A 12,664-nucleotide genomic window follows, 5' to 3' on the forward strand; every position below is an offset into this window, starting at 1 on the left:
ATTAACCTTCCGATTTTTCATCGTTGAGGTTAAACCGTCCACGATGATAGTCCCCAAGATCTTGGGAGATTTTCTTAATAAGCTCGTTCTTTGCCATATCGTGGGCAAGCTCAACAGCAGAAGCAAAACCTTCCGCATCAGTGCCGCCATGGCTCTTGATAACGATGCCATTCAAACCAAGGAATACACCACCATTTACCTTACGTGGGTCCATTTTCTCACGAAGGCGATCAAATGCACCCTTTGCAAATAGGTAGCCAATTTTTGCCATCAAGGTGCGGCTCATCGCGGCGCGCAGGTAGCCGGCCAACTGCTTGGCGGTACCTTCGGCGGTCTTAAGCGCGATGTTACCTGCAAAACCTTCGGTCACAACAACGTCTACTGTACCCTTGCCGATATCGTCACCTTCGACGAAACCGGTGTACACGATGTTCGGAGGAGACATCTCGCGCAGCATCTTTGCAGCGGTACGCACTTCCTCGACACCTTTTACTTCTTCCACGCCGATATTCAACAGACCTACGGTTGGGGTCTGGATACCCTGCACAGAGCGCGCCATAGCACCGCCAAGGATCGCAAAGTCAATCAGTTGCTGCGCGTCAGCACCAACAGTCGCGCCAACGTCCAGCACGATGGACTCACCACGCATGGTTGGCCAAATTGCTGCGATGGCAGGACGCTCGATGCCCGGCATAGTGCGCAGGCAGAACTTGGACATAGCCATCAAGGCGCCGGTGTTACCTGCAGAAACAGCAACATCTGCACGGCCCTCTTTCACGGCAGCAATTGCCTGCCACATAGAGGACTTGCCACGACCTTTACGAAGGGCCTGACTCGGCTTCTCATCCATTTCAATGGAAACGTCCGTATGAACCAGCTCGGAAGCCGCCTTCAAACGAGGCAGTCTGTCGAGCATTGGCTCAAGGACTTTGCTGTCGCCGAACAGAATAAAATGGATATCAGGACACCGCGTAAGCACAAGGTCGGCACCTGGCAACACGGTCTGAGGACCGGTATCGCCGCCCATGGCGTCCAGAGAGATCGTTATTTTATTCGACATATGTATTCAAACCCTATTCTCTTTTCACCTTCCAGCTGGGCCGTACGCAAGTGTGCATCCAAATGCTGAAAAACGCAGGTGAAGATAAAGATTTCCCGCGTAGGATCAACACCCAGCTTCAGGTCAAAGGCGGAGCTTTAACTGTTTTTGTCTTTCTTGAGGGCTGCAAGCGCTGCAAACGGGTTAGGACGCTGTTCTTCCTCGTCCTCATCCTCGTCTTCAGTTGGTGCAAAGCTAGCGTCGATTTCAACGCCCTCAGCCCGTGGATATGGATCCAGCACCAAGGCTAGCTGCTCACAAAGCACTGAACCCAGATCAATTGCTTTCCCGTCAAAATGCTCTGGTGGGTCGATAGCGTCAAAGTCGATATCGACTTCAAGACCGTCATCCCTGTTTTTGCGGCGCTTGGAAGTATCTTCAGCAATGAACTTGCGGTCGATATCATCTTCAACGCTCACTTCAATCGGTTCCAGCGTCACAACACAGCGCTGAATTACTTTGCCGGAGAAACTCCCCTCAACTGCAACACCGGTTTTACGCCAAGGGCGCACAACCAAGTCAGCCTTAAGGGTCTCGACGGCAATCAGGCCATAAGCTTTCGCAATTGCGGCCCGATCAGCTTCGTTTAGATCCAGCGTTACGGTGCGGGCGCTATTTGCCAGTCGGCTCACATCCATCATATGGACATATGGATAGTCACTGTTTGACATGATCAGCAGTTTTCCTCTGCACTATCAGCTGGCACCTCGGCCCAAGAGACAGATCCGCTCATAATCTCTTGTACAGGTGTACGGCCTAATTTACTCAATGTAGCGTGCATGTATTCGACCAATGCGCTCGCTGCAAGAGTTTGCGTGGGTTCTGCGTATATATTTCTAAGAAATGCCTCAGCAAGAGCCTCGTCATTTCCATCGGCTAATGCTTGAGAATAGGCTTGGGAGCGTCCAAAAAAAGATTCGCTCATCTTGCGAATACGTCGGCGCACACCTTCATCGCCTATACCCTGCTCGCGCAGGCTCTGATCCATATCAACAAAAAACAGATCGAACACATCCTGAGCCAGTTTCGAGGCGCGATCATCTTCGCCTTGCAATCGGTGAAAGACGCAAAAAGCATGAAATACGATCATTTCAAACCGGCCTTCCACAGAATCCGGCACCCTCAACTGCGTATAAAACACAGGCTGCCGCGCCTGAGACACAATACTTTTATAAACGCGAAGCACCGACGAATCGTCTCTTCGACGAAAAAAGCGCAAGACCATGCCACCTCTTTTGTCATCTTTTGTTGCGTTGTTGCCTGTGACGCGGTAGGCACAAACTCAAGGATTTAGTTCAAACTGCTTGTTTCCGCAGGAGGGAGCCCTGCCTGCAAGCCAACGGGATATTCGGGATGTTTGCATTTGCACGCCGTACAGCGTTCCTCGTTTGCCTATCACTACCTCTAGGTGGCTGTTTTACACAGACCCTGAACCACGGTCACGTTATTTCTAACGAGACCCTATCGGAAATTCAGGTAGGGTCCAGCCGCGAACAGGTAGAGTTGCTGCTTGGCACACCGTCAACAACGTCGAACCTAAATGGCGAAGCCTACTACTATATTTCTCAGGTGACAGAGACCACCGCGTTCTTCAATCCGGATATCGTAGAGCAGCGCGTAGTTGCCGTTTACTTCGATAATGACGGCTTTGTACGCGATATGGGTAACTACACCATGGAAGATGGCCGCGTGGTTGACTACGTGACCCGCAAGACCCGCACAGGTGGTTCTGATTACAGCTTCCTGTCGCAGATCCTGCGCGGTGCACAGAACCCGGGCCTCAGCCTCTAAAAAGGCCATACTAAAGCGTTTCAGAAAGCCCCGCCACTGGCGGGGCTTTTTTATTGACCCAGCGCTCACAGCGCCCCTGAACTGCCCATACAACGCAAAAAGGGGAAGTGGACTGAACCACCTCCCCTTCTTGATGTCAGGAAAGCCCTGAAAGATAAGCCGCCCGCTTACCGGGTGGCTTTCCTTTATTAGTGAGCCAGAACAGCCAGCAGCAGCAGAGCTACAATGTTGGTGATCTTGATCATTGGGTTAACAGCAGGACCTGCGGTGTCTTTGTATGGATCACCTACGGTATCACCGGTAACAGCAGCTTTGTGAGCGTCGGAACCTTTACCGCCGAAGTTACCATCTTCGATGTACTTCTTCGCGTTGTCCCAAGCGCCACCACCTGCAGTCATGGACAGAGCCACGAACAGACCAGTGATGATTACACCCAGAAGCATTGCACCCAGTGCAGCAAATGCGTTTGCTTTGCCAGCGATCCAGAAGATCACGTAGTAGCAGACGATTGGAGACAGAACTGGAAGCATGGAAGGTACGATCATTTCGCGGATCGCAGCCTTAGTCAGCATGTCTACTGCGCGGCCATAATCTGGACGCTCAGTACCCTGCATGATGCCCGGCTTTTCCTTGAACTGACGGCGAACTTCTTCAACAACTGCACCAGCTGCACGGCCAACCGCAGTCATTGCGATACCGCCGAACAGGAATGGAAGCAGACCACCGAAGAACAGACCAACAACCACGTATGGGTTAGACAGGGAGAAGTCGAGACCGCCCTCTGCTACACCTGCGAAGTAAGGGAACTGTTCAGGGTTGGAAGCGAAGAACTTCAAGTCTTCGGTGTAAGCTGCGAACAGGACCAGAGCGCCGAGACCAGCAGAACCGATCGCGTAACCTTTGGTCACAGCTTTGGTGGTGTTACCAACAGCGTCCAGCGCATCGGTGGTGTCGCGAACTTCAGAAGGAAGCTCACACATTTCCGCAATACCGCCAGCGTTATCGGTTACAGGACCGAATGCGTCGAGCGCAACAACCATACCTGCAAGAGCCAGCATGGTGGTAACCGCAATAGCGATACCGAACAGGCCTGCAAGGTTAAAGGTTACGATGATGCCAGCAATGATGATCAGAGCTGGAACAGCAGTCGCTTCCATGGAGATCGCAAGACCCTGAATAACGTTGGTGCCGTGACCGGTTTCAGAAGCTGCCGCGATAGAGCGAACAGGACGGAAGCCAGTGCCGGTGTAGTATTCAGTGATCCAGATGATGAGACCGGTTACAACAAGACCGGAAACGCCGCACAGGAACAGGTCCATAGCGGTGAAGGTCATGCCGTTAGAGATGGTCAGCTGTGCGTCCATGCCGCCGAATACCCAGCTAGTAACAGGGTAAAGAACGATCAGGGAGATAACAGCAGTCGCGATGAAGCCCTTATAAAGAGCGCCCATGATGGAGTTGGACTGGCCAAGACGTACGAAGAACGCACCAGCGATAGATGCTACGGAGCACAGGCCGCAGATCACCATTGGGTAAACCATCGCAGCCTGCAACTCAGCAGTACCTGCAAAGTAGATCGCGCTCAGAACCATGGTTGCTACGAGGGTAACAGCATAGGTTTCGAACAAGTCAGCAGCCATACCAGCACAGTCACCAACGTTGTCGCCAACGTTATCTGCGATGGTAGCAGGGTTGCGTGGATCATCTTCAGGAATACCAGCTTCCACCTTACCTACAAGGTCGCCGCCTACGTCAGCACCTTTGGTGAAGATACCGCCGCCGAGACGGGCGAAGATGGAAATCAGGGATGCACCAAAACCGAGAGCAACCAGCGCGTCGATTACAACGCGGGAAGTTGCATCAAAGCCCATAACTTCGGTGAGGACGAAGTAATAGACAGCAACGCCAAGCAGAGCCAAACCAGCAACGAACATGCCGGTAACGGTACCGGAACGGAACGCGATGCTGAGACCCGCAGCCAAGCTCTGGCTAGCAGCCTGAGTTGTACGAACGTTAGCGCGTACAGAAACAAGCATGCCGATAAAGCCAGCAAGTGCAGACAAAATCGCACCTACAGCAAAGCCGATAGCTACGGTCATAGAAAGCAGGTAAGCAACGATAGCGAAGATCACAACGCCAACGATAGCAATAGTGGTGTACTGACGGGTGAGGTATGCGGTTGCACCCTCCTGAATAGCGCCAGCGATTTCCTGCATTCTTTCGCTGCCCTTATCGGCAGACATAACATTAAAAGTCGCCCAGATGGCGTAGGCAACAGCCAGCACGCCACAGGCGATGGTAACCAAAATCTCGGTCATACATCCTCCCCAAGAGTAAATCCCCGAAACACTCACCCTTTTATTAGCTATACTTTACGGCATGCTAATACCCATGAGTTATCAGGGAACGGTATATGGTCGTAACCATCCGTCAAGATAGAATTGGGGAACAGTCCCACCGATCACTTATGTATTGATACGGGCAGTCACTGATTTTTTATTAGAGATTACTCTCATATTTAGTCGTAAGTATAAGCCACAACAAAAGAATAAAGCTTAGACCGACGAAGGGGAAAATCACGACCGCTACGGCATCCCACCCGAAAAAATGCAAAAGGCTCCCTGAGGAAAACGAGGCTATCGCCACTGTTCCAAATACAAGTGAGTCGTTTATTGCTTGAACTATAGTTCGTTCTTCTGGCTGATAGACGTCTGTAAGCAGCGTAGTTGCTCCGACGAAAGAAAAATTCCAACCCAGACCAAGTAGAATGAGCACAGCCCAGAAAATCCATAGCTCAGTTCCTACGAGAGCCAGTGCGCCGCACAGCCCAAGAATTACAAATCCGGCAGCAATTACCCGTTCCCTACCATATTTAATGAGTAAATTGCCTGTGAAGAAACTCGGTGCGAACATGGCAAGCACGTGCCATTGGATACCTAGAGCCGCATCTGAGTGGCTCAAACCGCACCCGACCATAGCCAAAGGAGCCGACGTCATGACCAGATTCATGAGCGCATAGCTGATCATGGCGCAACCGACCGCTACGACAAATTTCGGCTGACGCAAAATCTGACCCAGAGGACGACGACGTTCTTTACTTTGCTTTACTTGCCGCTTTGGCATGTCCAAAAACGACACAACACAGAAGGTCAGCAGACAAATGACTGCCTGCGCGAGGTAAGTTCCCGCAAACAGGAAGGGTTCAAACCAGTCCTTGGTGAAAATTACCGTTTGCGGGCCGATGATAGCGGCGAAAATGCCGCCAGTCAGAACCCATGAAATCGCCTTGGGACGGAACGCATCACTCGCCGTATCGGCTGCAGCAAAACGAAACTGCTGAACGAAGGCAACCATCACCCCGCTGCCGAACGTGGACAGGCACAAAAGCGGAAAGCTACCCATGAAAGCTGCGTAACTGGCGAGCAGGCCAAAACACGCGCCGCACAACATGGCACCGCAGAACCCGAAGCGGCGCCCAAACCGGCCCATAATCAGGCCGGCGGGCATAGCTCCTAAAGCAGTGCCAAGAACGTAGGCTGTGATCGGCAAAGTTGCCAAGGCCTTATCTTCATCAAGAAGGGAGACAGACAAAATAGCCGTCGTTGAAAAGATGATTGTTCCGATAGAGCCACCCAACGACTGGGCTATCGCCAAAAGCAATGCGTTACGCCGCGCACGGCGATCGTCAGCGACTGGAACATTTTCAGAAATTACGGCCATTTCACTCCCCTAAACCTTGGGAGGAAACTAGCCGAAACAAGCAGCTTGCGACACTTGCGAAATTCTTAATTATTGAATTATTTCAATTATTTAAAAGTGCTGAAAGCCTTCATCACCACGAAGCAAAAAGGGTTCACCATCCTTAAACAGAATAACTTCCGTAGCGCCCGCTTGAGTTTCCCTCTCAAAAAGCTCGCCAATCTTGGCAAAAGGGACGCTCGCTTCCCTCAAAGACCCCTCGAAGCCACTACAGTTTTCCGACAAAACTGCACACAGAATTTCATAGTCATCACCGCCTGTGATGACGGTTCGCAGGACATCATCCCTTCCCTCAACCGCTACGCGGGCACCTTCACTAAGCGGGAGCTTGTCTAAATCTACTTGCGCACGAACGCCGGAGTTGCGGCACATGTGCCCCAAATCCGCAACAAGGCCGTCTGAAATGTCCATGGAGGCGCATGCAAACTGAAGAACAGCAGGAGCAGCAGCCACACGCGGCTGCGGCAAGAGATAACGATCAAGCAAGTGCTCACTCTGCTCCGCACTCAGCCCCCAATCGCTTTCCTTTTCACGATCAAGTCGAAGCTGCAGACCCAGAGCTGAATCGCCGATCGTTCCCGTCACATAAATTTGCGCGCCAGCCTGCGCGGTATGCCTGCGCACCAGTTGCCCTTTTGGAGCGCTTCCAAGAGCTGTCACAGAAAGCACAATTCGCTCCGGAGAGCGGATGGTATCACCGCCAAGTAGGGAAATACCAAAGACATCCTGATCGATTGCCAGTCCTTGCGAAAAGGCTGCGATCCAATTCTCGTCTATTGTCTTGGGAAAGCCGACGCCAAGCAGGTAACCAAGGGGTGTAGCCCCTTTTGCGGCAATGTCGGAAAGATTAACTCGGAGAGCTTTGCGGGCGACGGCCTGCGGATCATCCTCTTTGAAGAAGTGGATGTCGGCGGCAAGCATATCCTTGTTCAGAACAAGCTCATGCCCTTCAGGGATTTCCAGTGTGGCAACATCGTCAAGCAGACCAGCCGCACCGGAAGAGGTCGCAAGGGGCGCAAAGTACCGTTTGATTAAACCGAACTCGTCCATGCGCCCCCGCTTTAAATTTTAGTTTTCGAACTCGCTTGCGCGCAGCTCCCGTGCAAGACGGTTCATAATGCCGTTTACAAGACGGGTTTCGTCTTTTTCGTAAAAGGCTTTCGCAATTTCGATGTACTCGTTGATAATTACACGAGCTGGAACATCTTTTTTGCGCATCAGTTCAGCTGCACCCACACGCAAGATAGCACGAACGGTGCTATCGATGCGGCGCAGAGGCCAGTCTTCGGAAAGCGCAGCATGGATACGGGGATCAATCTGTCGCTGTTCTTCAAACACAGCCATTACAAGATCTGCAAACCAAGCAGGATCAGCGTCGCGATAAACTTCGCCGTCCAGTTCCTGACCTAGTCTGAAGAGTTTGAATTCGCCGATGACATCTTCCAATTCGGTACCGGCAAGCTCCATCTGGTAGAGAGCCTGTACCGCAGCCAGACGCGCAAGGCCCCGCTTGTTAGCAGGGCGCACTTCTGCTTCCTTCTTTTTGCTTGTTTCTTCGCTTGTCATCTCGACCTTAAACTCCGAAGTGATCTCGCACTTCAATCATTCTCAGACATGCTTCAGCCGCTGCGCCGCCTTTGTTTTTCTTATCTACGCTGGCGCGCGCCCAAGCCTGGGCTTCGTCTTCAACAGTCTGAATACCATTGCCTATGGCCACCGCTGCATCAATTGCCAATTCCATGATGGCACGAGCAGACTCATTTGCCACGATATCGTAATGGGTGGTTTCGCCGCGAATGACGACACCCAAAAGCACGAACCCGTCAAAATCGGCATCGCCGTTTTCCATCGCAGCAAGCGCCATGGAAAGTGCACTAGGGATTTCCAGAACACCTGGAACCTCCAGACGCGAAACCTTCGCGCCCGCATCCGTCAGCACAGCATTGGCACCTTCAAAAAGAGCGTCAGATAGCTCTTCATAAAAGCGTGCCTCAATGACGAGGATATGTGGAATGGCGGCCATGGCACTGTCTCTTTCATTCATTGAATTTGTGGCTCAGGAACCACGGACAGCCGCATTTGTCCAGCCTAAATCCGCAGTGTCCAAACAACAACGTACTTACTGTGAAAATTCGGCAAGGCGCGCTACATAGCGGGACATCATGTCAACTTCAAGGTTTACATCATCTCCAGCTTGGCGATCCGACCAAGTTGTTACAGATAGTGTATGCGGAATCAGGAAAACGGAGAAGGTGTTCCCTTCAGCTTCGTTAACTGTCAAAGACGTTCCGTCAAGCGCCACAGACCCCTTTTTAGGGATGAAACGGGCAAACTCTGGCGCACACTCAAATTTCAAATAGACGCTGTCTGGATGTTCGGTGCGCTCAATAATCTGCGCTTTGCCATCAACATGACCCAGAACCAGATGGCCACCCAGTTCATCACCCATCGCCAAGGAGCGCTCCAGGTTGATCCGGTCGCCCTCTTTCCAATTGGAAACAGTGGTGAGTTTGAGCGTCTCGGCAGCCGATTCAACTTCGAACCAGTTCTGCTCGCCATCGCGGCCTTTGGCAGTCACAGTATGGCATACGCCGCCACATGCGATAGACGCGCCAATCTCGATACCATCGGCATCATAAGAACAAGCGATACGCGAACGCTGACCTGCCGCAATTGGCTGAACAGAAACAAGACGACCTACGTCGCTCACAATACCGGTAAACACGCGTTTACTTCTCCTTTTTGCGGTAGCGCCACAACCAGTCCTCACCCACATGCCGCAGCAGTTGGCGGGTATATGCGCCACCGTAATCCAAGCGTTCAATACCATCGGTATTAAACGGCAAAATTCCATCCGGCCCTACGACCGTCTTACTTCTGAAAATCAGCGCTTCGTCAATCAGCCCATCGCGGAGCAAACTTGCAGCGATTGTCGACCCACCTTCAACCATGACAGTGGAGATACCGCGCAAATAAAGCGAGGACAACGCAGTTTCAAGGCAAACACGATCCCTGCGGGATTGGTCGCCAATGATAACCGTCACACCTTCCCGCTCCAGCGCACTTACCCGCTCATCATCGGCCCCTTCCTGCACAAGCACCCATACAGGCACGTCACGACAGGTTTTGACGAGCTTCGACGTCAGCGGCAATCGCGCTTGGGTATCCAGAACGATGCGAACCGGAGACCGGCCTTCCATGCCAGGCAAACGACATGTCAGCTCTGGATCATCCTCAAGCACCGTTCCGATACCAACAAGAATGCCATCAACCTCGGAGCGCAGTCCGTGAACCAACTTTTTGGAAAGCGTGCCGGAAATAGCAACCTGTCCGGCATCCTTGCGGCCGATAAATCCATCGGCTGAAACAGCCATCTTGAGTTGAACAAACGGGCGGTGCTTTTCAACACGGGTTATGTGCCCAATAACCGCCTCCCGGCAGGCATCAGCCAGAACGCCATAGTCGACAACGACACCCTCGTCTTCAAGAATCTGCTTTCCCTTGCCAGCAACATCAGGATTTGGGTCAAGCGCTCCGAAAACAACGCGCACCACACCAGCTGCTGCCAGTGCACGAGCACATGGTCCAGTCCGGCCGTAGTGAGCGCAAGGCTCCAATGTAACGTAGGCTGTTGCGCCACGGGCCAGCTCACCGGCCTCTCGCAGCGCAACCACTTCAGCATGAGATCCACCTGGAGGATTTGTTGCCCCCTGCCCGACGACGTAAGGCCCGAACCCATCGTCGCGAACCAGAAGAGCACCCACTGGAGGATTTGGCCATGTGCGCCCGCGTGCGCGGCGACTATAAGCAATCGCCGCTGCCATAAAACGCTCGTCGTACGACCTATCCATCAAAGTCTGCACAGAACCACCAGTAATACGCCCCTTTGGTCGCCGGTAGTTGAGCCTACCGATCGCTTGGGGCTAGAAGAGGATCATCGTCTTCATCGCTCAGCTCGTCAAGCAGAGCTTCAAAGTCTTTGGCCTCACGGAAGTTCTTGTAAACAGAGGCGAAGCGGACATACGCAACGTCATCCAGAGCACGCAGGCCTTCCATGACCAAGTGGCCGATATCTTCGGCAATAATCTCGCTTTCGCCGGAACTTTCCAGCTGACGCACAAGCCCGCTGACCATGCGCTCAAGGCGCTCAGGCTCAACAGGACGCTTGCGCGTTGCAATCAGGACAGAACGCATCAGCTTTTCGCGGTCAAATGGAACGCGACGGCCATTGCGTTTGATAACAGTCAGTTCGCGCAGCTGAACGCGTTCGAACGTAGTAAAACGCCCGCCGCAGGTCTGGCAAACGCGTCGGCGTCTGATTGCTGTATTGTCTTCGGTCGGACGGGAGTCCTTGACCTGTGTATCGTCACCACCGCAGTACGGACACCGCATTAAGGTGCGCCTCCTCAAAGCATTTCACCAAAAAGCCCAAGAGCTTCTTGGATAAGCATATGCGCAAAAAACATAAAATCCAGAGCGTTGGCAGGCTCTAGATCAAACCATCAACGCTCCGGAAAAAGATTGGGGCAGCAACCTGCCCCAATGCACTATTACTTGTAGATCGGGAAACGGCTCGTCAGTTTGAGCACTTTTTCCTTCACAGCAGCTTCTACCGCTGCATTACCTTCTTCAGAATTCGCAGAGCGAAGGCCTTCCAGAACCTCGGTGATCAGGAGACCAATTTCGCGGAACTCTTCACGACCGAAGCCGCGGGTTGTACCAGCAGGTGTACCCAGACGGATACCGGAGGTGATGGTTGGTTTCTGTGGGTCAAGCGGCACACCGTTTTTGTTGCAGGTGATGTTCGCACGGCCCAGAGCTTTTTCAGCAGCCTTACCGGTCAGGTTCATCGGACGCAGGTCAACGAGCATCAGGTGGGTGTCAGTACCACCAGATACGATGTCCAGACCGCCGTCTTTCAGGGTTTCAGCAAGCACCTGAGCGTTTTCTACAACGTCGTTTGCGTACTGCTTGAACTCTGGACGAAGCGCTTCATGGAATGCAACTGCCTTAGCTGCAATCACGTGCATCAGAGGACCACCCTGAAGACCAGGGAAGATCGCGGAATTGATCTTCTTGGCAATATCAGCGTCGTTGGTCAAAACCAGACCACCGCGAGGACCACGAAGGGTCTTGTGGGTGGTGGAGGTTGCGATATGCGCATGCGGGAATGGGCTTGGGTGCTTACCACCTGCGACCAGACCAGCAAAGTGAGCCATATCAACCCAAAGGAATGCGCCAACTTCGTCTGCGATCTTACGGAATGCAGCAAAGTCGATTTCGCGGGAGTATGCAGAACCACCAGCGATAATGATCGCAGGCTTGTGCTCACGAGCAAGGTTTGCAACCTGATCCATGTCGATCAAGCCAGTCGAAGTGTCCAGACCGTACTGGATTGCGTTGAACCATTTACCGGAAAGGTTAGGACGCGCACCGTGGGTCAGGTGACCACCTGCATCAAGGCTCATGCCGAGCAGAGTGTCGCCTGGCTTGGAAAGAGCCATAAGAACGGACTGGTTAGCCTGCGAACCGGAGTTAGCCTGCACGTTTGCAAACTCACAGCCGAACAGAGCTTTTGCGCGCTCGATTGCAAGCTGCTCAGCCACATCCACGTACTGACAGCCACCATAATACCTACGCCCGGGATAACCCTCGGCGTACTTGTTGGTCATGATGGAGCCCTGTGCTTCCAAGACTGCTTGGGAGACAATGTTTTCGGACGCGATCAGCTCGATCTCGTTCTGCTGACGAGAGAGCTCATTATCGATCGCCTGTTTCAACTCGGGATCAACTTCCCCAAGCGAACCAGAAAAGAAGTTCGGGTAAAGCGGGGTAGTCACCGGAGCATCCGTCAGGGACATGGTGTGGCCTCTTTTGTTGAGAAACAATTATCATCTAGAAGCACCCGGAAACGCCCGGGTACTACCGGAACTGTTAAAAGTAGCCCGGGCCTTCGCCTCTACCACATGCAGCGGCGCGAACCAAGAGGCCATACTCTACTTTGTCGCTACTGCG

General features: G+C 52.7%; 13 protein-coding genes. 1 reads left to right on the forward strand and 12 read right to left on the reverse strand.

What is annotated here, in order from left to right:
* Position 1: 1 nt before the first annotated feature.
* From plsX to E1162_RS08955, 3 genes are all read right to left on the reverse strand, one after another.
* Positions 2-1,060: a phosphate acyltransferase PlsX gene (gene plsX, locus E1162_RS08945; RefSeq protein ID WP_155129670.1), complete on the reverse strand. Its 1,059-nt coding sequence runs from the start codon at positions 1,058-1,060 to the stop codon at positions 2-4.
* A 137-nt stretch (positions 1,061-1,197) separates the two neighbouring features.
* The gene (locus E1162_RS08950; protein WP_155129673.1) at positions 1,198-1,770 is read right to left on the reverse strand and encodes a YceD family protein; all 573 of its coding nucleotides are present in this window, start codon (positions 1,768-1,770) and stop codon (positions 1,198-1,200) included.
* Between the two features lie 2 nt (positions 1,771-1,772).
* Positions 1,773-2,324: a ubiquinol-cytochrome C chaperone family protein gene (locus E1162_RS08955; RefSeq protein WP_155129676.1), complete on the reverse strand. Its 552-nt coding sequence runs from the start codon at positions 2,322-2,324 to the stop codon at positions 1,773-1,775.
* A gap of 128 nt (positions 2,325-2,452) precedes the next feature.
* Here E1162_RS08955 and E1162_RS08960 point away from each other — a divergent pair, with 128 nt between their 5' ends.
* Complete coding sequence (locus E1162_RS08960; protein WP_155129679.1) at positions 2,453-2,890, forward strand: outer membrane protein assembly factor BamE; 438 nt, start codon at positions 2,453-2,455, stop codon at positions 2,888-2,890.
* 188 nt (positions 2,891-3,078) lie between these two features.
* On the opposite strand, the gene E1162_RS08965 is transcribed toward E1162_RS08960, so the two are convergent.
* The 9 genes from E1162_RS08965 to glyA all read right to left on the reverse strand — a co-directional run bounded on the left by E1162_RS08965 (position 3,079) and on the right by glyA (position 12,510).
* On the reverse strand, positions 3,079-5,208 hold the full coding sequence (locus tag E1162_RS08965) for a sodium-translocating pyrophosphatase (RefSeq protein ID WP_155129682.1): 2,130 nt from the start codon (positions 5,206-5,208) through the stop codon (positions 3,079-3,081).
* 181 nt (positions 5,209-5,389) lie between these two features.
* Positions 5,390-6,550, reverse strand: coding sequence for an MFS transporter (locus E1162_RS08970; RefSeq protein WP_306455021.1), 1,161 nt, complete (start codon positions 6,548-6,550; stop codon positions 5,390-5,392).
* Between the two features lie 150 nt (positions 6,551-6,700).
* A complete protein-coding gene (gene thiL, locus E1162_RS08975) occupies positions 6,701-7,699 on the reverse strand; it encodes a thiamine-phosphate kinase (protein WP_155129688.1) in 999 nt (332 codons plus the stop codon).
* 18 nt (positions 7,700-7,717) lie between these two features.
* A complete protein-coding gene (nusB, locus tag E1162_RS08980) occupies positions 7,718-8,215 on the reverse strand; it encodes a transcription antitermination factor NusB (RefSeq protein ID WP_155129691.1) in 498 nt (165 codons plus the stop codon).
* Between the two features lie 7 nt (positions 8,216-8,222).
* Positions 8,223-8,672 (reverse strand): 6,7-dimethyl-8-ribityllumazine synthase, encoded by a 450-nt coding sequence (gene ribH, locus E1162_RS08985; RefSeq protein ID WP_155129694.1) that lies wholly within the window; start codon positions 8,670-8,672, stop codon positions 8,223-8,225.
* Between the two features lie 96 nt (positions 8,673-8,768).
* On the reverse strand, positions 8,769-9,374 hold the full coding sequence (locus E1162_RS08990; protein WP_371311870.1) for a riboflavin synthase: 606 nt from the start codon (positions 9,372-9,374) through the stop codon (positions 8,769-8,771).
* 4 nt (positions 9,375-9,378) lie between these two features.
* Complete coding sequence (ribD, locus tag E1162_RS08995) at positions 9,379-10,500, reverse strand: bifunctional diaminohydroxyphosphoribosylaminopyrimidine deaminase/5-amino-6-(5-phosphoribosylamino)uracil reductase RibD (protein ID WP_155129700.1); 1,122 nt, start codon at positions 10,498-10,500, stop codon at positions 9,379-9,381.
* A 55-nt stretch (positions 10,501-10,555) separates the two neighbouring features.
* Positions 10,556-11,041: a transcriptional regulator NrdR gene (nrdR, locus tag E1162_RS09000; RefSeq protein ID WP_155129703.1), complete on the reverse strand. Its 486-nt coding sequence runs from the start codon at positions 11,039-11,041 to the stop codon at positions 10,556-10,558.
* Positions 11,042-11,199: 158 nt separating this feature from the next.
* On the reverse strand, positions 11,200-12,510 hold the full coding sequence (glyA, locus tag E1162_RS09005) for a serine hydroxymethyltransferase (protein WP_155129706.1): 1,311 nt from the start codon (positions 12,508-12,510) through the stop codon (positions 11,200-11,202).
* Positions 12,511-12,664 lie beyond the last annotated feature (154 nt).

Source organism: Pseudovibrio flavus (assembly GCF_009711345.1).
GTDB lineage: Bacteria > Pseudomonadota > Alphaproteobacteria > Rhizobiales > Stappiaceae > Pseudovibrio > Pseudovibrio flavus.

What these genes read in the sequence shown, in the direction of transcription:
- plsX (WP_155129670.1), bottom strand. Translation starts at nt 1,060, where the DNA reads ATGTCGAATAAAATAACGATCTCTCTGGACGCCATGGGCGGCGATACC.
- E1162_RS08950 (WP_155129673.1), bottom strand. Translation starts at nt 1,770, where the DNA reads ATGTCAAACAGTGACTATCCATATGTCCATATGATGGATGTGAGCCGA.
- E1162_RS08955 (WP_155129676.1), bottom strand. Translation starts at nt 2,324, where the DNA reads ATGGTCTTGCGCTTTTTTCGTCGAAGAGACGATTCGTCGGTGCTTCGC.
- E1162_RS08960 (WP_155129679.1), top strand. Translation starts at nt 2,453, where the DNA reads ATGTTTGCATTTGCACGCCGTACAGCGTTCCTCGTTTGCCTATCACTA.
- E1162_RS08965 (WP_155129682.1), bottom strand. Translation starts at nt 5,208, where the DNA reads ATGACCGAGATTTTGGTTACCATCGCCTGTGGCGTGCTGGCTGTTGCC.
- thiL (WP_155129688.1), bottom strand. Translation starts at nt 7,699, where the DNA reads ATGGACGAGTTCGGTTTAATCAAACGGTACTTTGCGCCCCTTGCGACC.
- nusB (WP_155129691.1), bottom strand. Translation starts at nt 8,215, where the DNA reads ATGACAAGCGAAGAAACAAGCAAAAAGAAGGAAGCAGAAGTGCGCCCT.
- ribH (WP_155129694.1), bottom strand. Translation starts at nt 8,672, where the DNA reads ATGGCCGCCATTCCACATATCCTCGTCATTGAGGCACGCTTTTATGAA.
- ribD (WP_155129700.1), bottom strand. Translation starts at nt 10,500, where the DNA reads ATGGATAGGTCGTACGACGAGCGTTTTATGGCAGCGGCGATTGCTTAT.
- nrdR (WP_155129703.1), bottom strand. Translation starts at nt 11,041, where the DNA reads ATGCGGTGTCCGTACTGCGGTGGTGACGATACACAGGTCAAGGACTCC.
- glyA (WP_155129706.1), bottom strand. Translation starts at nt 12,510, where the DNA reads ATGTCCCTGACGGATGCTCCGGTGACTACCCCGCTTTACCCGAACTTC.